At 71.3% G+C, this 16,833-nt stretch carries 12 protein-coding genes; 7 read left to right on the top strand and 5 right to left on the bottom strand.

The features are described from left to right. Positions 1 to 2,893 (bottom strand): UvrD-helicase domain-containing protein (locus C5B96_RS03005; RefSeq protein WP_158507106.1); only part of this gene is annotated, 2,893 nt, incomplete at its 3' end. 151 nt (positions 2,894 to 3,044) lie between these two features. Here C5B96_RS03005 and C5B96_RS03000 point away from each other — a divergent pair. The 3 genes from C5B96_RS03000 to C5B96_RS02990 are packed head-to-tail and all read left to right on the top strand — an operon-like array spanning position 3,045 to position 4,872. Further along, positions 3,045 to 3,269 (top strand): DUF3107 domain-containing protein, encoded by a 225-nt coding sequence (locus C5B96_RS03000; RefSeq protein ID WP_104242833.1) that lies wholly within the window; start codon positions 3,045 to 3,047, stop codon positions 3,267 to 3,269. A gap of 12 nt (positions 3,270 to 3,281) precedes the next feature. Next, the gene (locus C5B96_RS02995; RefSeq protein WP_104242831.1) at positions 3,282 to 3,587 is read left to right on the top strand and encodes a hypothetical protein; all 306 of its coding nucleotides are present in this window, start codon (positions 3,282 to 3,284) and stop codon (positions 3,585 to 3,587) included. A 10-nt stretch (positions 3,588 to 3,597) separates the two neighbouring features. Beyond that, positions 3,598 to 4,872, top strand: a complete 1,275-nt coding sequence (locus C5B96_RS02990; protein WP_104242829.1) for a kynureninase — start codon at positions 3,598 to 3,600, stop codon at positions 4,870 to 4,872. Between the two features lie 17 nt (positions 4,873 to 4,889). Here C5B96_RS02990 and C5B96_RS02985 read toward each other — a convergent pair whose 3' ends face one another. Beyond that, positions 4,890 to 5,606: a ferritin-like fold-containing protein gene (locus C5B96_RS02985; protein WP_104242827.1), complete on the bottom strand. Its 717-nt coding sequence runs from the start codon at positions 5,604 to 5,606 to the stop codon at positions 4,890 to 4,892. Positions 5,607 to 6,001: 395 nt separating this feature from the next. Here C5B96_RS02985 and C5B96_RS17695 point away from each other — a divergent pair, with 395 nt between their 5' ends. Continuing rightward, positions 6,002 to 7,906, top strand: coding sequence for a DEAD/DEAH box helicase (locus tag C5B96_RS17695; protein ID WP_369826423.1), 1,905 nt, complete (start codon positions 6,002 to 6,004; stop codon positions 7,904 to 7,906). Next, a complete protein-coding gene (locus C5B96_RS02975) occupies positions 7,788 to 9,221 on the top strand; it encodes a DUF445 domain-containing protein (RefSeq protein WP_104242825.1) in 1,434 nt (477 codons plus the stop codon). The genes C5B96_RS17695 and C5B96_RS02975 overlap by 119 nt, the downstream gene beginning before the upstream one ends. Positions 9,222 to 9,232: 11 nt before the next feature. On the opposite strand, the gene C5B96_RS02970 is transcribed toward C5B96_RS02975, so the two are convergent. The 3 genes from C5B96_RS02970 to C5B96_RS02960 all read right to left on the bottom strand — a co-directional run bounded on the left by C5B96_RS02970 (position 9,233) and on the right by C5B96_RS02960 (position 13,967). Next, positions 9,233 to 11,476, bottom strand: a complete 2,244-nt coding sequence (locus C5B96_RS02970; protein WP_104242823.1) for an acyltransferase family protein — start codon at positions 11,474 to 11,476, stop codon at positions 9,233 to 9,235. A 201-nt stretch (positions 11,477 to 11,677) separates the two neighbouring features. After that, positions 11,678 to 13,006, bottom strand: a complete 1,329-nt coding sequence (locus C5B96_RS02965; RefSeq protein WP_104242821.1) for a GDSL-type esterase/lipase family protein — start codon at positions 13,004 to 13,006, stop codon at positions 11,678 to 11,680. 70 nt (positions 13,007 to 13,076) lie between these two features. Continuing rightward, on the bottom strand, positions 13,077 to 13,967 hold the full coding sequence (locus C5B96_RS02960; RefSeq protein ID WP_104242820.1) for a PHP domain-containing protein: 891 nt from the start codon (positions 13,965 to 13,967) through the stop codon (positions 13,077 to 13,079). 50 nt (positions 13,968 to 14,017) lie between these two features. On the opposite strand from C5B96_RS02960, the gene C5B96_RS02955 reads away from it, so the two are divergent. Beyond that, on the top strand, positions 14,018 to 15,034 hold the full coding sequence (locus tag C5B96_RS02955; RefSeq protein WP_104242818.1) for an endonuclease/exonuclease/phosphatase family protein: 1,017 nt from the start codon (positions 14,018 to 14,020) through the stop codon (positions 15,032 to 15,034). 68 nt (positions 15,035 to 15,102) lie between these two features. Further along, on the top strand, positions 15,103 to 16,650 hold the full coding sequence (locus C5B96_RS02950) for an aminopeptidase P family protein (RefSeq protein WP_104242816.1): 1,548 nt from the start codon (positions 15,103 to 15,105) through the stop codon (positions 16,648 to 16,650). Positions 16,651 to 16,833: the final 183 nt, after the last annotated feature.

Genomic DNA, 16,833 nt, shown 5'->3' with positions numbered 1-16,833 from the left:
GCTCGCGCTCGGCGAGCCACGGCGACTCGAACGGCAGCTCGCCCCAGCGTTCGTCGAGGCGCTGCCAGAGCCCCTCGGCGCTGAGGTCGGGCGACTCGTCGGCCGTGACCTCCTCCATGACCGAGTGCAGGAGCGTGCCGATGCCGGCCGGGAGCCCCATCGTCGCCCCGGAGACCTTGTCGATGAACCAGGCGAGCGGCGACTTCTCGAAGGTCTCGAGCTTCGAGGGCGACACCTCGACGACGTTCTCGGGAACGTCGAGGTCGACGAGCGGCTCGGTGGTCGACGGTTCGAGCAGCCCGTACCACGAGGCCGTGTCGGCGCCCGGCACCCCCTCCCGGGCCAACAGGGCGAGCGCTGCAGCCGCGTCGGGGTCGCCGGTCTCGACGAGGCGCCGCCGCAGGCTGCCCGCGAGCGCGCGGAGGGACAGTGGATGCTCGGCAGCCGCCCGCGCGAACTCCGACGACGGCGCGGCGGCAGGGCCGCCACCCGGCGCGCCACCCGCGCCTGCGCCCGCATCCTCGCCTGCGACCGCACCCGCACCCGTTCCTGCCGCACTCCCCCCGCCGCCGCCCTCCGGCGCCTCCGGCACCAACCGCACGAACGGCGACGGCTGCTCGTCGTCGCTCGACACGCTCGTCAGCACGACCTGGGTCGTCGCCCGCGAGACCGCGAGCACGAACATCCGCAGTTCGTCGCCGAGCACCTCTGCACGTTCGTCGACGACACCGGGCTCCCGCCCCGCGACGAGGTCGCCGAGCAGATCGGGGTGCAGCAGCGAACCCCGGAGGCGCAGGTTCGGCCACACCGACTCCTGCAGCCCGGCCACGACGACCACGTCGAACTCCGCGCCGATCACGCCGTTCGGCGTCGACACGACGACGGCTTCGCCTGCAGAGCGGGGCGAGAGCGAGTCTTCGGGCACCTCCGACTGCAGCAGCTCGACCAGGAAGTCGGTGGCGGGCCGGTGCGGGCTCCGCTCGACGAACCGCTTCGCCGAGGTGAAGACCCCGACCACACCGTCGAGGTTGCGGTTCGCCTCGTCGGCGAGAATGCCCGACCCAGCCGCCTGCTTCTGCCACTCCGCAGCGAGGGAACTGCGACTCCAGAGTTCCCAGAGCAGTTCCTCGATCGACGCTCCCGACGCATGCAGCGCCCGTACGGCGGCGAGCGCCTCGGCGAGACGACTGGCCCGCCTGGCCGGTGCCGAGTCGATGGTCGACAGGCGCCCGGGCTCGGCGAGGCTCTCGCGAACCAGGGCCGCGGCCGGCCGGTTGCCGCCGCCCGCGAGCTCCTCCTGCCGGAGGGCCAGCCGCAGGCGCCGCAGACCCACCGCATCGAGCCCGCCGAACGGGCCGAGCAGCAGTTCGGCGGCCACGTCGTCGTCGAACGGGCCGGCACCGATCGCCGTGGCCACAGCGACGGCCAGGTGCCGCGCCGCGTAGTCGTCGCGGAGGGCCCGCCCACCGGTCTGCGTGCGCGTCGGCACCTCGGCGACGGCGAGGCCCCGCACCAGCGACGAGATGAGGGCGCCCGATCGCACCACCACCGCCATGCGGCTCCACGGAACCCCCCGCAGCAGATGGTGTTCCCGCAGGAGGTGCACGATCGCCGCGAGCTCCGCCGCCGGTGAGGCCGATTCGATGCGGCGCACCGCCGGCACGCCCGACGCCTCGTGCTCCGCCTCGGCGGCCAGCGCGTCGCCGGCCACCCGCGCCGCACGCTGGCGCCCGGCCGCAGCCGCGCCCACGCGCGCCGTCGACCGGTCGACGAGGCTCCGGATGCCCGGACCGTGCCGGTAGACCGTCGACAGGTAGAGCGGGGCCCCCACCTCGACCCGCTCGCCCAGCACGCTGCCGAGCCGCCCGAGCGTGTCTTTCTCCCCGCCCCGGAACGAGGTCGTCGCCACATCGGGGTCGCCGAACGCGAGCACGGCGACCCCGCGCCTGGCCAGGGTGGAGAGGAACGTCACGGCGCCGCGGCTGAGCTCCTGAACGTCGTCGACGACCACGAGCCGCACGCCCGCGAGCCCGACAGCCGACCCGCGGGCGCCGGAACCGCCCGCAGCACCCCCGCCCCGAACCAGCTGCAGCCGGGCCTCGGCGATGAGCTCTGCCGAATCGAGCGACGCATCACGGAAGCTCGCGACCACCTCCTGGTACTCGCGGGCGAACTCCCCCGCCGACACCCACTCCGCCACACCGTGCCGCCGGCCGAGGGCCGCGAGTTGCTCGGGCGAGACCCCCGCCTCCGTGGCGCGCATCATCAGCTCGCGGAGTTCTGTGCGGAACCCGCGAAGCGCCCGCACGTCGGCCGTCAGCGGCTCGGGCCACTCTGGGCCGAGGCCCTCGACGATGTGCCCGTCGAGCAGCTCGGCGATGATGCGATCCTGTTCGGCGCCGGTCAGGAGCGTGGGCGGCTCGGCGCCCTCGAGTGCCCGCGCCGCCTGCACCAGCTGGAACGCCAGGGAGTTCACCGTGCGGGCGAGCGGACCGTTCGTCGGCACGCCGAGACGGAGCGCCAGCCGGTCGCGGAGCCGGGTCGCGCTCTGCCGCGTCGGCGTCAGCGCCAGCACCTCGGATGCGGCATAGCCCCGCCCCTCGATGCGTTCGGCGACGGTCTCGATCAGCGTGAGTGTCTTGCCCGACCCCGGCGCGCCGATCACCGCCCCGCTCATGCCGTCGGCGATCGCCAGCACGGCCAGCTGCGACGCATCGAGCGGCACCGCAGGAACGAACGAGCCGTCGAAGAGCGATTCGGCGAGCAGCGGTTCGGCGAGCAGCGGTTCGGCGAGCAGCGACCTGGCACGCAGCGACTCCGCACCCACCGAGGCGGCGCGCATCTCTTCGGAACGCTGCGACGGCACTCGGGACGATGACGGGGAGGTGGGCACAGCACCACGCTAACCCGCACCGCCGACATCGGCCGTGTTCGCTCACGGCGAGTGCCGAGCGCCCCCCAATCGGCAGGCCGGGCATCCGTTCTACCGTAATCTGGGCTGGTGGATCTGGTCACAGACCACGACAATTCGAAAGGCTTACCTGGTGGACATTCGTATCGGCATCACTAACTCCCCCCGCGAACTCAGCTTCGAGACCAACGAGTCCCCGGCCGAGATCGAGCAGACGGTGTCGCAGGCGCTGACCAGCGGAAGCGGTCACCTCTCGCTGAAGGACAACAAGGGCAAGCTCTACCTGGTTCCCGTGGCTGGCGTCGCGTACATCGAGATCGGCACCGAAGAGTCGCGCCGTATCGGCTTCGTCGGCTAGTACCGCCCGCCCATGGAACTCCTCTTCGTCGTTCTGGCCGGCATCATCATCGGCCTGCTGGGCCGGTACCTCTTCCCGCTCCGTGACACCCACGGCGCGCTGCTGGTGCCGGCGCTCGGTGCCGGCTCGGCGGCGATCCTCTGGGAGGTGCTCACCTGGGCCGGCCTGCCGTACGACGGTGGGTGGATCTGGGTCATCACCCTGGTGCTGACCGCCGCGATCGTCGCCGTGGTCACGCCCCTGCTCGGGCGTCGACGCCGCGACCGCGACCGCGCCCAGCTGAGCGCGCTGCTGAGCCCCAAAGCGCGCACGAACTAGCGGCTTCCGGATGCCCGCTCCCGACCGCTTCGACCACTTCGTCGAACGGGCCGAACACCTCGACCACGTCGACCCGCTCGCCGGTCGGCGCGACCTGTTCGCCGCTCCGGCAGAGGCAGCTGCGGGCGGGGCAGACGCCGACCCTGCCGCGGCCGTCGTCTCGTACCTCGACGGCAACTCGCTCGGCCGCCCCCTCCTCACCACAGCCGCCACCCTCTCCTCCTTCGTCTCCGACTCCTGGGGCGAGCGCCTCATCCGCGGCTGGGACGAGGGGTGGATGCTGTTGCCGACGCAGATCGGCGACGAACTCGCCCAGGCGACCCTCGGCGCCGCCCCCGGCCAGACGGTCATCGGCGACTCGACCACGGTGCTGCTCTACAAGGCCATCAGGGCCGCCGTCGACGCGCGGCCCGGCCGCTCGGAGATCGTGGTCGACAGCGACAACTTCCCGACCGACCGCTACCTGGTCGAGGGAATCGCGGCCGAGCGCGGGCTCACCGTGCGCTGGGTCGAGACCTCCCGGCGATCGGGCCTCAACGCCGACCTGCTCGAAGCGGCAGTCGGCAGCCAGACGGCGGTCGTGGTTGCCAGCCAGGTGGCCTACCGCTCGGGCCACCTCGCCGATGTCGAAGCGCTCACCCGCATCGCGCACGACGCCGGCGCCCTCGTCGTGTGGGATCTCTGCCACTCTGTCGGCAGCGTGCCGATACGGCTCGACGAGTGGGGGGTCGACCTCGCAGTCGGCTGCACCTACAAGTACCTCAACGGTGGTCCCGGTTCGCCCGCCTTCGTCTACGCACGCGCCGGGCTGCACGACGAACTGCGACAGCCGATCTGGGGCTGGTTCGGTCACGCCGACCCCTTTGCGATGGGCCCGGGCTACACGCCGGCCCCGGGCATCCAGAGCTTCATCAGCGGTACGCCGCCCGTGATCGGGATGCTCGCGATGCGCGACATGGTCGCGCTCATCGGCGAGGTCGGCATCGATGCCGTGCGTGCGAAGTCCGTCGCGCTCACCGAGTTCACCATCGAGCTGGCGGATGCCTGGCTGCTGCCCCTCGGGGTGACCGTGGCGTCGCCCCGCGACAGCGCCGCCCGGGGCAGCCACGTGACGCTCGACCACCCGCGCTTCCGTGAGGTCGTCGCGCAGCTCTGGCAGGGCGGGGTGATCCCCGACTTCCGAGCGCCCGAAGGGCTGCGTGTGGGCCTGTCGCCGCTCAGTACGAGCTTCGCCGAGGTCGTCGCCGGTCTCGCCGCCGTGCACCGCGAACTGGACCGGCCCTGACGACAGGCGCGAGAGCGTCAGGCCGTGAGGCCGAGCCCGTCCATGCGGCGGCTGTGCTTCGCGATCAGCTCGGTGAACACCGGCTCGATACGCTCCTCGTCGGTTCGCGCATTGTCGGTGTGGTGGATGGCCGACCGGGCCACCAGCAGCGTGTCGCCGACGAGGCGCCGGCCCCAGAGCGCCAGCCGCGAACCGAGGCCGGCGTCTTCGCCGATCGCGTCATTCAGCAGGCCCACGATCGCCTCCCTGCTCGCCTCGCCATCGACGATCTGGGCCGCGCGCGGGCCGATCTCGCCCTCGAGCCCGGTGGCGAGGAGCACGAAGAAGTCGTCGAGAATACCCGCCGTCAGGTAGATGCTGGCGAGCGATTCGTACCAGTCCGACCCGCGAACGACCGCTGCATAGGAGTCGATGGCCGGAGCGAAGGCGGCCATGACGCTCGACGGGTCGTCGACCCGGCGCTTCAGTTCGGCGACGAGCTTCTGGTGCTTCGTGAGTGCCTCGCCGGCGGCGGGCCCGAGCGCCTCTTTGGCACGCACCGTGGGTGAGAGCATGACCGCGCGGGCGATCGCCTCGAAGATGGCGAGTTGGATGTACGCCGCCTGCCCGAGGTAGGGCAGCACCTCGGGCGTCAGTTCCGCCAGGTTGACCTTCGGGAGGGCATTCGGCGTTCGACGCGGACGCAGCCGCGGAACGTCGATGCGCACCGTCGGGCGCCGGAGGAATTCGAACACCCGCTTACTCTAGCGGAGGGCAGCAGGCCGCCGATCGGGGGGTGCGCGGCGCTACATGCTCCGGGCGGCATACGACTGTTCGCCTGCAGCACGCACACGATCGCCCTCTCCTGCGCGCCGAACAGCGGGTGCACAGCCCCGTGCCGCTAAACTGGGAGCCGACCCTGACACGAATCGGGGCCTCTACGCCGCCGCCCGGCGCCATCGCCGGCCACTACGCTCCCCCGTTCACTCCTGCATCGACTGCAGACTGCACCGACCACAGAGTGCGCCGGGCGCCCGCGACGTACCCACTGACCTGACAGGGCCCACGCACCGTGACTCTCACCGAACCCTCCTTTCCCGAAGACCTGAACGCACCCGTCGAGGTGATCGACGTGATCGCGCCCGACCCCCTGGTCGGCGACGCCTTCCTCACCAACACCACCTTCACCGACCTGAAGATCGAGCCCGACCTCGTCGACGCCCTCGCGTCGAAGGGCATCCTGCACCCGTTCCCGATCCAGACGCAGACCATCCCGCTCGGCCTCGAGGGCCAGGACATCATCGGCCAGGCCAAGACCGGCACCGGCAAGACCTTCGGCTTCGGCCTCCCCCTGCTGCAGCGGCTGGGCGCCGACCCCGAGCCGGGTGTACAGGCCCTCGTCGTGGTTCCGACCCGCGAGCTCGCGGTGCAGGTCACCGAAGACCTCCAGCTCGCCGCCTCCAACCGGCCCACCACCGTGATCGCGATCTACGGCGGCAAGTCGTACGAAGGCCAGATCGAGCAGCTGAAGGCGGGCGCGCAGGTCGTCGTCGGCACACCCGGTCGCCTGCTCGACCTCGCCGGGCAGCGTCTGCTCTCGCTGGCCAACGTCAAGGTGATGGTGCTCGACGAGGCCGACAAGATGCTCGACCTCGGCTTCCTCGCCGACGTCGAGAAGCTCTTCTCGCAGACCCCCGCCGGCCGGCACACGATGCTCTTCTCGGCCACGATGCCGGGCCCGGTCGTGGCTCTCGCCCGCCGGTTCATGAACCGGCCCATCCACATCCGCGCGACCGACCCCGACGAGGGCCTGACGCAGGCGAACATCAAGCACGTCGTCTACCGCGCCCACAACCTCGACAAAGACGAGGTCATAGCGCGCATCCTGCAGGCCGAGGGCCGCGGCAAGACCGTCATCTTCACGCGCACCAAGCGTGCGGCGGCCCGGCTCGTCGAAGAACTCGGCGACCGCGGCTTCAACGCCGCTGCCGTGCACGGCGACCTGAACCAGGAACAGCGCGAGCGCGCCATGGCCGCCTTCAAGGCCGGCAAGCGCGACGTGCTGATCGCCACGGATGTCGCCGCCCGCGGCATCGACGTGAACGATGTCACGCACGTGATCAACCACACCATCCCCGAAGACGAGAAGACCTACCTGCACCGCGCGGGCCGCACCGGCCGCGCCGGCAAGACCGGCATCGCTGTGACGTTCGTCGACTGGGACGACCTGCACAAGTGGGCGCTGATCAACCGGGCCCTCGACATGGGCCAGCCCGAGCCGGTCGAGACCTACTCCTCGTCACCGCACCTCTACACCGACCTCGACATCCCCGCGGGCGTCAAGGGCCGCCTGAAGCCGACCCCGCCCGCCAAGGGTGCAGAGGCCGCCGCCAGCCGCCCGCCCCGCGAGGGCGGCCAGGGTGGCGGCTCCGGTTCGCGTGACGGCGGCCGGCCGCCGCGTGAGGGCGGCCGCGGTGGCCGCGATACCGCGGGCAGCAGCCGGGGCTCCCGCGACGGAGCGAGCGGCCGGGGCTCCCGCGACGGCGCAGCGACCGCATCCGGCAGCGTCGACAGCGGTGCCCGCAGCGGCGGCGCCAGCACGGAAACCGAGAGCGGTGACAACCGCGGAATCCGTGGAACCGGTCGCGGCACCCGCGACACCACGCGGGTCGGCGTCTCGAACGAACCCGTCTCCGCCCTCGAGGGCGCCCAGCGGCCGCCCCGCATCCCCCGCGAGGCCCCCGAGACCGACCGTGACGGCAGTGGTGACCGCCCCGCGCGTTCGCGCAACCGTCGCCGCGGCGGAGCGGGCGCAGCAGGCACCGGCGCATCGACCACCGGCGCATCGACCACAGACGCGGTCGGCAGCCGGATGCGCGGCGAGACCACCGCGGTGAGCTTCACCGGCTCGGGCGACGCCGACGCTCCCTCGGCGGATGCCGCGGCATCCGCAGCAGGCGGCCACGCCTCTGCAGCCGGCCACGAGCACCACGACGGCAACAGCGCCCCGCGCCGCCGCAGTCGCTCCCGCGGCCGCGCGCCCCGCGCCGAGTAGAACGGGCCGTTCCCTGGCCTCCGGCAGCCGGCGCGCACGCCGGGCGACCCTCGTCACGCTCACCCCCGCCGACACGGCCAAGCTCCTCGCGCTGAAACGCATGAAGCTCCTGGCGACGGGGCTGCTCGTGATCATGGCCGTGATCTTCGCGGTCTCGTTCGCCCTGCAGGGCCGCTACCCGTGGCTCGAGTACGTGCGGGCGGCCAGCGAGGGCGGCATGGTCGGTGCGCTGGCGGACTGGTTCGCCGTGTCGGCGCTGTTCCGGCATCCACTCGGCCTGAAGATTCCGCACACGGCGATCATCCCGACCCGCAAGAACGAGATCGGGGCGAGCCTCGGCGAGTTCGTGGAGGAGAACTTCCTCTCAGAAGCGGTCGTGCGTGACAAGCTGGCCTCCGTCGGCGTCTCCCGCGTGGTCGGTGGCTGGCTGGCCAGGCCCGCGAACGCGAAGCGGCTCACCGGCGAACTGTCGGCCGGGCTGACCGGGGCCATGGCCTTTCTGAGCGACGACGACATCCGCGGGGTCATCGAGGGCCTCGCCCGCAAGCACGTCGTCGGCCGCGACTGGTCACCGGCCCTCGGTGTGCTCACCGGCAAGATCGTCGCCTCTGGCCAGCACCACCAGGCCGTCGACCTGCTGATCGACAAGGCCGAAGAGTGGCTCGTGGCGAACCCCGATTCGTTCGGCGAGGTCGTCTCGAAACGTCTGCCGACCTGGTTGCCGTCGTTCGTCGACAGGGTGGTGGATGATCGGGTCTACCGCGAGGCGCTGAGATTCGTGCAGGCGGTGCAGGCCGACCCCGAGCACCGGCTGCGGCTCGCCCTCGACGACTACCTGCGAAAACTCGCCGGGGAGCTGCAGCACGACCCCCTCATGCGGCTGCGCGTCGAGGGTGTGAAGGAGCAGTTGCTCGACGACCCCCGCATCCGCGAGCTCGCCGCGACCGCCTGGCAGTCGATCAAAGACGCCCTGTTGGCCGCGCTGGCCGACCCGGCGAGCCCCCTGCGGCTGACCATCGAGCAGACGGTCATCGACATCGGCGAGCGACTCGGTACAGACACCGTGCTGGCCACGAAGGTCGATGCCTGGGTCGAGAACGCGGCGGCACACCTGCTCTCGAGCTACCGTCACGACATCGCCGCCGTCATCTCCGAGACCGTCGAGGGCTGGGACGGCGAGGAGACCAGCCAGAAGATCGAGCTGCAGGTCGGCAAAGACCTGCAGTTCATCCGCATCAACGGCACCGTGGTGGGCTCGCTCGCCGGCCTGGCGATCTTCACCGTCGCCCAGGCGCTGGTCTCACTCGCCGGCTGACGCTCGCGCGATCAGGCCGGGGGCAGCAGGCTCGCGAAGGTGAGCTCCATGATGGGCTCGAGGCTCTCGGCGTACACCGAGGTCAGGTGCAGTGAGTCGGCCCGGATGGTGGTGACGCCCGCGAACGGCGGGCACGCCCCCTTCGCCGAACAGAACCAGGCGCTGGTGTCGACGACCTGAACCGGCTGGGCGCTGGTGGCCGTGACCGCCTGGGCCGCATCCTGTTGCACCTTCAGCAGTTTCAGCCAGGTGTTGCTCACCGGCTCGACACAGTCGCCCGGGTGGTTCAACCGGGTCGCGCAGGCGCTCAGCACGACGGTCTGCGGGGGCCCGGCCAGCACGACGATCGGCGCCCCGATCGGCGCGATCTTCGTGAGCGAATCGGTCAGACCGGTCTTCATCGCGGCAAAACGCTGGTCGTCGCCGGTGACGACCATGGCGCCGATCTCGCTCTCGGCATCCGTCATGACGATCAGGTCGGGCTTCATCTCGAGGGCCCTGTCGATGGACCACTGCCGGTCGGAGTCGCACACCTCCGGGAACCCGGGCGCGGCCTGGCCGTCTGCCGACTGGCCGAGCACCTGCACGTTCGCGAAGCTGCACTGCGCGTGGGTCAGCACCTGGATGCGGTAGCCCAGGCCGTTCAGCGCGGGCTCGAGGCCGGGCAGGTAGCTGATCGCCGCGGAATCCCCCAGCAGCACCGCGGTCTTCGGCAGCGATGCGTCGCCGTAGACGCAGCGGTCGATGTTCTCCTCGTTCACGTCGAGGCAGCCGTCACGGGTCCACTGCGGTGCGTAGGCGGCCATGCCCAGATCGTCGAGGCCGGGAGTCAGCCCGGCCGGCCAGTCCGCGGTGTCGAGGCCGACCGTGATCGCGTCGGCGAGGCGCTTCTTCTCGGTGTCGATCGGGGTGTCGATCGGGGTGTCGATCGGGCTGCCTGTCGGGCTATCGATCGCCGTGCCGGTCGCACCCGCCGTGCCGGTCGCATCCGTCGCCGTCGATGCGCCACCGGGGTCGACGACAGAGGCGACGGGCAGCGAGGCGACCTGCGTTCTCGGCGCCAGCGCGATCACCGTGACCAGGGCGATCGCCACCGCGACGCCCGTCGAGATGAACCCGATGCGGAGCCGCTGCGCACGCTCGCGCGGGGTGCTGCGCCGCGAGCGACGGCTGCGACGCTCGAGCCACCTCGAGTGCCGGATCGGCTCTTCGACGAAGTGGGTGGTCAGCGCGGCAGCGACGAGTGCCAGCGGCAGGGCTCCGAACAGGTAGGGCAGAGACTCCCTGCCGAACAGTACGCCGACGACGAGGAAGACGGGCCAGTGCCAGAGGTAGCCGGTGTACGAGATTCTGCCGAGGTACCGTGCGACGGGATTCGTCGTGACGACGAGGTGGCTCGGGCCGCCGATGCCCGCGACGATGATGAGCGCGGCGCCGGCGACAGGTGCCAGGCACCAGAAGCCGGGGTAGTGCAGCGCCGGGCTGTAGGTGAACGTGCAGACGATGATGACGGCGAAGCCCAGCCAGGCGAGAACGGGGCGCCCGGCCTGCGGAATCCTCTGGAAGAGCGCCGTACCGAAGCAGAGCAGCGCCCCGGCAGCGAGCTCCCAGGCGCGGGTGAGCGTCGAGAGGTAGGCGACCTGCGGGTCGAGGTCGGACTGCACGACGCCCCAGGCGAACGAGAGCACGCCGATCACGGCGATGCCGGCGACGACGGGCCGAAGACTCTGGGCCGTCACGGCCCGCCGCGCGCCCACGCCGAGCAGGAGCAGACCGAGCATGATGGCTGGCCAGAACAGGTAGAACTGCTCTTCGACGCTCAGCGACCAGAAGTGCAGCAGCGGGCTCTGCGGCAGCGAGGTCGCGAAGTAGTCGGTGCCGTTCAGGGCGAAGTTGACGTTGCTGACGAGGAGCACCGACCAGAGCGCGTCCCACAGGGTCGAGAGGGCGCGTGACGCGATGAACACGAAGAGGGCCGTGAGGCAGGTCACGACCAGCACGAGCAGGGCGCTCGGCAGGAGGCGACGGATGCGGCGACGGTAGAACGCCGACAGCGAGATCGTGCCGGTCAGCCGGTACTCCCGCAGCAGCAGGCCGGTGATGAGATACCCCGAGAGAACGAAGAAGACGTCGAGAGCGACGAAACCGCCCGTCGGCCACTCGATGAGGTGGGTCAGCAGAATGATCACGAGTGCGATGCCCCGGATGCCCTCCAGATCCTCCCGGAATGCCGATGCTCTCCGCGGCGCGCTCATGCTCTCCTCGTTCTCCCCCTCGGTCGAAAACCTATCCCGCGGTTCTCGTGCACGCGGCCGTGGCTCCCCCGAATGACGGAACGCCCGTGCGGGCACGCGGCGGCAGGCGGCGGGCACACGGCTGGCACGCGGCGGGCACACGTCGGGCACCGCTGTCGAGCACCGCTGTCGAGCACCGTGCAGGCGACGTCTGGGAGTCGCTCAGCGACCGCTCAGGGCCCTCTCGAAGGCGTCGGCGATGCGCTGGTTGCCTGCGGGCGTCGGGTGGATGCCGTCACCGTCGATGGCGGGGTCGAGCAGGCTCGGCCGGTCGGGGTCGCTCAGCAGGGCATCCGCGTCGATGACGGTGAACAGGCCCGAGGTGTCGGCCCTCAGCGAGGCGTTCCAGAGCACGCGGTTCGCCTCGAGGGGGCCCGTGAGGCCGCGGCCCGGCTCCGTCATGGCGAACAGCCGGGCATCCGGCCACCGCTCCTGCGCTCGCCCGAGCGCCGCCAGCCACGCCGACCGCAGCACGTCGATGCTCTGGCCGCCTGCGAGGTCGTTCGAGGCCGACCAGAGCACGAAAGCGTCGGGCTGCAGCCCGTCGTAGAGCTCCCACTTCGGCGAGTCGGGCGGAAAGTTCGTCGTCCACGAACCCGGCGCAGACAGGGATGCCGCGAGGCCGTCGTTCTCGTTCGCCCACAGCTGGTGCCAGGCACTGTTCTCCCCCGCATGCGGATGCTCTGCCGCAGCCGAGTTCGCACCCGAGTTGAGGGAGTGCCCGGCGACCACGACGAGCTTCTCGTCACTGGTCAGCGTGTACTCCAGCCAGATGTCGAGGAACGACGCATCCATCGAGTAGTCGCCGACCGACGACTCGCGCGTCACCAGCGCAGGTTCCGCGCTCCCGGCCCGCCAGGCGACGCTGCCCGCGGCTCCGAGCTCGACCCCGGCGGGCGCCGAGATTCCGAGCGACAGGATGAACGGCACGCCGTTCTCGAACCCGATCGATGAGGCATCCAGCCAGTCGCTGACGTACTCCTCGCCATCGGTGAGCGTCGATCCGGGGCTGACGAGCAGAGGGGCCTCCGCGAACGCGCTGGACTCCCCCGGGATCTCCGCCGACGCGGCCCGGCCGAGGGCGATGCCCGAGATGTCGATCGCGCCGGGGATCGGCCGGTCGCCGATGTAGTCCCAGTTGCGCACGTGCAGCCGCAGGCTCGTCACGTCTGCACCCAGGCGGAACGGCAGGCGTTCGGTGAGTTCGGTGGGTGCTCCCGGCCCGTTCGGGGCGACAACGGCGGCGGTGTGGCCGAAGGTGTAGTCCGCGAGCCTTTCACCGGGTGGCGGCGTGGCCGAACCGCTGCCGGCGCCGGCGCCAGGCGGCTCGGCGGCCGGCGGCGCCCCGGCGGTCGGAGCCCCGGCGGTCGGAGCACCCGGCGCGCGGAGGTTCGACACGACGAGCGCGACCACCAGCACAGCGGCGATGCCGGCGACGAGCATCGCGATGGCGGATCCGACGATCAGGAGGGTGGCTGCGGGTCGCTTCACGGTTGCTCAGGGGTGAGGGTCGGGATGGGAGGGGTCGGATTCAGAGGGGTCGGAGTGGGAGGTCGGCGGCTCAGAGGGTGCGCGTGACCGCGCCGTAGACCGGCTGCCAGCCCGATGCCCGTTCGATGAGCGCTTCGAGCACTTCGGGCCGCGTCGTGTTCTCGCCAAGACGGTTCGCCTTGCCCTCGCCGTGGTAGTCGCTCGAGCCGGTGATCGCCAGCCCGAACGTCGCTGCGAGCTCGCGCAGGCGCTGCTTGCCCTCCGGCGAATTCTGGCGGTGGTCGATCTCGAGGCCGAACAGCCCGGCATCCACGAGGGCGGCGAGGTTCTTCTCCGGAATGACTCGCTCACGCGGGCCGATACCCGGGTGGGCCAGCACCGGCACTCCCCCGGCCGCGACCACGAGTTCCACCCCGCGGAGCGGTGTCGGCGCGTAGTGCGGCTGGAAGTAGCCGGCCCGCCAGTGCAGGATTCCCTCGAACGCATCGCTGCGGGTGGGCACGTACCCCTTCGCGACGAGCGCATCGGCGATGTGCGGGCGGCCGACCGTGGCGCCCTCCTCCGTCTGCGCCACCACGTCTTCCCAGGTGAGGTCGTAGTCGGCGGAGATGCGGTCGACGATCTGGCGTGCACGGGTGAGCCGGGCATCCCGGATCTTCTCCGTCTCGGCGAGCAGCGCAGCATCGACGGGGTCGAAGAGATACGAGAGCAGGTGAACGCTCGTGTACTCGAGCCGGGTGCTCATCTCCATGCCGGGGATGAGGGTGAGCTCGTAGTCGCGCGCCGCTTCGGAAGCCGAGGGCCAACCCGCGGTCGAGTCGTGGTCGGTCAGCGCCAGCGTGCCGAGGCCCGCCTCGCTCGCCGAACGCACGACGTTGTAGGGCGTCTCCGTGCCGTCTGACGCGCTCGAGTGCGTGTGCAGATCGATGGGTCCGCGGAACGCAGCAGCAACTTCGGGCATATGCCCATCGTATGCTTCGCGAACACGCTCCCTGACCCTAGAGTGGGCGGATGCTCGCGCGAATCATCCTCGGCATCATCGGCCTGGCGGCGCTGGTCACGCTCGTCGTTCTGGCCTGGCCACAGGCTTTCGGCCTCGAACACCTGCAGGGGGTGGCCCAGCTCGTCGCCTTCCGCGCCGCCCTCGCCGCCGGCGCCGTGGTGCTGGCGGTTCTGCTGCTGTTCGGCATGCTGGTGGCGCGGAGACTGCGCCGGTTCCTCGGGTTCCTGACCGTCGTGCTGCTGCTCTTCGCGGGGGGCAATGCGGCGGTGCTGGCGTCGCGCGGGTTCTCGCCCGGGTCGGGGCACGCGGGCACCACCCCGGTGGCCGCCGAGGCCGACGTCGTCGTGCTGAGCTGGAACACCCTCGGTGGCGCGGTGGATGCCCGCACGATCGCCGCGCTCGCCCTCCGACTCGGTGCCGATGTGGTGACTCTGCCCGAGACCACCGCAGAGACCGCCACCGCCGTCGCGGGGCTGATGGCCACCGCGGGGCGCCCGATGTGGGCGCAGACCGCGTCGCACGGCAGCTACCCCGGCAACTCGACCTCCATCCTCGTCTCAGCCGCACTCGGCGAGTACGCAGCGATCGACCGCTTCGGCGACACCAGCATCCCGCCGAGCCTCGTGGTGGCACCGGTGAACGGTGAGGGTCCGACGCTCGCCGCCGTGCATCCGGTCGCCCCCACTCCGGGCAACCTCGACGACTGGCGGAACGACCTCGCCTTCGTCGACACGCTCTGCAGCACCCCGAACACCATCGTCGCCGGCGACTTCAACGCGACCCTCGACCACCTCGGGGGCGACCCGGCCGACGCCGGCGACGCGGGATGCACCGACGCCGCCCTCGTCGGCGGCACCGCGGCGGTCGGCACCTGGCCCGCCTGGCTGCCCGCTCTGGTCGGCACGCAGATCGACCATGTGCTGGCGACGACCGGGTGGAAGGTCGTCTCGGCCGAGGTGATCCAGACGGAAGACGACGCGGGCAGCGACCATCGGCCCATCACCGCCACCCTGACGCGCAGCTGAACCCTCTGCCGCCACACGCCCTCGATTCTGCGCACCCGCCGCCGGCCGGACTGCGCGAGAATGGAGGCATGGCTGACACCACAGAAACCGCCCCCCGCGCCACCTCGAACCGCTCGACCACGCCCGGCTCGGACTCGTTCAAGCAGTACATCTCCAGCCAGTGGGCCGAGCGCACCGACGTGCTGCCGCCCGCTCGCGACGAGGCCGCCTACGCCGCATCACGCCGCGAGCGCCTGTCGGCGAAGTACCCCGGCAAGCGCCTGGTGATCCCGGCCGGCCGGCTCAAGCAGCGTTCGAACGACACCGACTACCCCTTCCGTGCCAGCACGGCGTTCACATACCTGACCGGCTGGGGCAGCGACTCCGAGCCCGGGTCGGTCCTCGTGCTCGAGCCCTCCGCGAGCGGCGGCCATGACGCGGCCCTGTACTTTCGCGAGCGCGCCGGGCGCGACTCCGACGAGTTCTACGCGAATCCCGAGATCGGCGAGTTCTGGATCGGGCCGCGCCCGTCCCTCGCCCAGGTGGCGAGCGACCTCGCGCTGACGACGCACGGCATTGCGGCTCTGGATGCTGTGCTGCACACGAGCGACGAGAACACGCTGCTCGTGCGCGACGCCGACCCCGACCTCACCACGCTCTTCGACGAGGCCGTGCGGAAGGCGGCCATCGAGGAGGAGGACGAGGCGGCGCTCCCCACGATCGCCTTCTCGACCGAGCCCGAGCAGGCCGAGAACGCCGCCGGCTCCGCGTCGCTCGAGCAGGAGCTCGCGGAGATGCGGCTGGTGAAAGACGAGTACGAGATCGCCCAGATGCGGCTCGCCGTGGCCGCCACCGCCCGCGGGTTCGACGACATCATCGCCGACCTGCCCCGGAGCTCGGCCCACGAGCGCGGCGAGCGCCTGGTCGAAGGCGTGTTCAACTCGCGCGCCCGGCTCGACGGCAACACGGTCGGCTACGACACGATCGCCGCATCCGGCCCGCACGCCTGCATTCTGCACTGGACCCGGAACGACGGCCCCGTGCTGCCGGGCGACCTGATCCTCGTCGATGCGGGCGTCGAGCTCGACTCGTACTACACGGCCGACATCACGCGCACGCTGCCGGTCAGCGGGCGGTTCAGCGACGAGCAGCGGATGATCTACGAAGCCGTTCGCGAGGCAGCCGACGCCGCCTTCGCCATCGCGCGGCCGGGCATCCGGTTCCGCGAGATCCACCAGACGGCGATGGGCGTCATCGCGGCGAAGACGGCGGAGTGGGGGCTGCTGCCGGTGACCGCAGAGGAGGCGATCGAGCCCGAGAACCAGCAGCACCGCCGCTACATGGTGCACGGCACGAGCCACCACCTCGGGCTCGACGTGCACGACTGCGCGAAGGCCCGCCGCGAGATGTACCTCGACGGGGTGCTGGAGGCGGGCATGGTGTTCACGATCGAGCCGGGCCTCTACTTCCAGCCCGACGATCTGACGGTGCCGGAGTCGTTCCGCGGCATCGGTGTGCGCATCGAAGACGACATCCTCGTCACCGCGACCGGCGCCGAGAACCTGTCGGCCGGCATCCCGCGCACCGCAGACGAGGTCGAGGCCTGGGTGAGCGCGGCGGGCGCATCCGGCAACTGAGGTGGACGGTTGCGGGCGACACCGTCAGGCAGACCTGACCGTCTCGCCCGCAGCTGACCGTCTCGCGGGAAGCTCGCGCGGGGAGCCAGCGAGGGAGCTGGCGCGGGGAGCTACGCGGGCTGGCCCGGCTCGGGGGCGGGCCAGCCCGCGTAGCTCCCCGCGCCAGCTCCCTCGCTGGCTCCC

Source organism: Subtercola sp. Z020 (genome assembly GCF_002931235.1).
In the GTDB taxonomy this organism is placed as follows: domain Bacteria; phylum Actinomycetota; class Actinomycetes; order Actinomycetales; family Microbacteriaceae; genus Subtercola.
The sequence above is the reverse complement of the archived record's forward strand: the minus strand, read 5'-3'. Positions and strand labels throughout refer to the sequence as shown.

What these genes read in the sequence shown, in the direction of transcription:
- C5B96_RS02995 (WP_104242831.1), top strand. Translation starts at nt 3,282, where the DNA reads ATGGAACTCCTCTTCGTCGTTCTGGCCGGCATCATCATCGGCCTGCTG.
- C5B96_RS02975 (WP_104242825.1), top strand. Translation starts at nt 7,788, where the DNA reads ATGCCGCGGCATCCGCAGCAGGCGGCCACGCCTCTGCAGCCGGCCACG.
- C5B96_RS02950 (WP_104242816.1), top strand. Translation starts at nt 15,103, where the DNA reads ATGGCTGACACCACAGAAACCGCCCCCCGCGCCACCTCGAACCGCTCG.
- C5B96_RS02955 (WP_104242818.1), top strand. Translation starts at nt 14,018, where the DNA reads ATGCTCGCGCGAATCATCCTCGGCATCATCGGCCTGGCGGCGCTGGTC.
- C5B96_RS02960 (WP_104242820.1), bottom strand. Translation starts at nt 13,967, where the DNA reads ATGCCCGAAGTTGCTGCTGCGTTCCGCGGACCCATCGATCTGCACACG.
- C5B96_RS02990 (WP_104242829.1), top strand. Translation starts at nt 3,598, where the DNA reads ATGCCCGCTCCCGACCGCTTCGACCACTTCGTCGAACGGGCCGAACAC.
- C5B96_RS02970 (WP_104242823.1), bottom strand. Translation starts at nt 11,476, where the DNA reads ATGAGCGCGCCGCGGAGAGCATCGGCATTCCGGGAGGATCTGGAGGGC.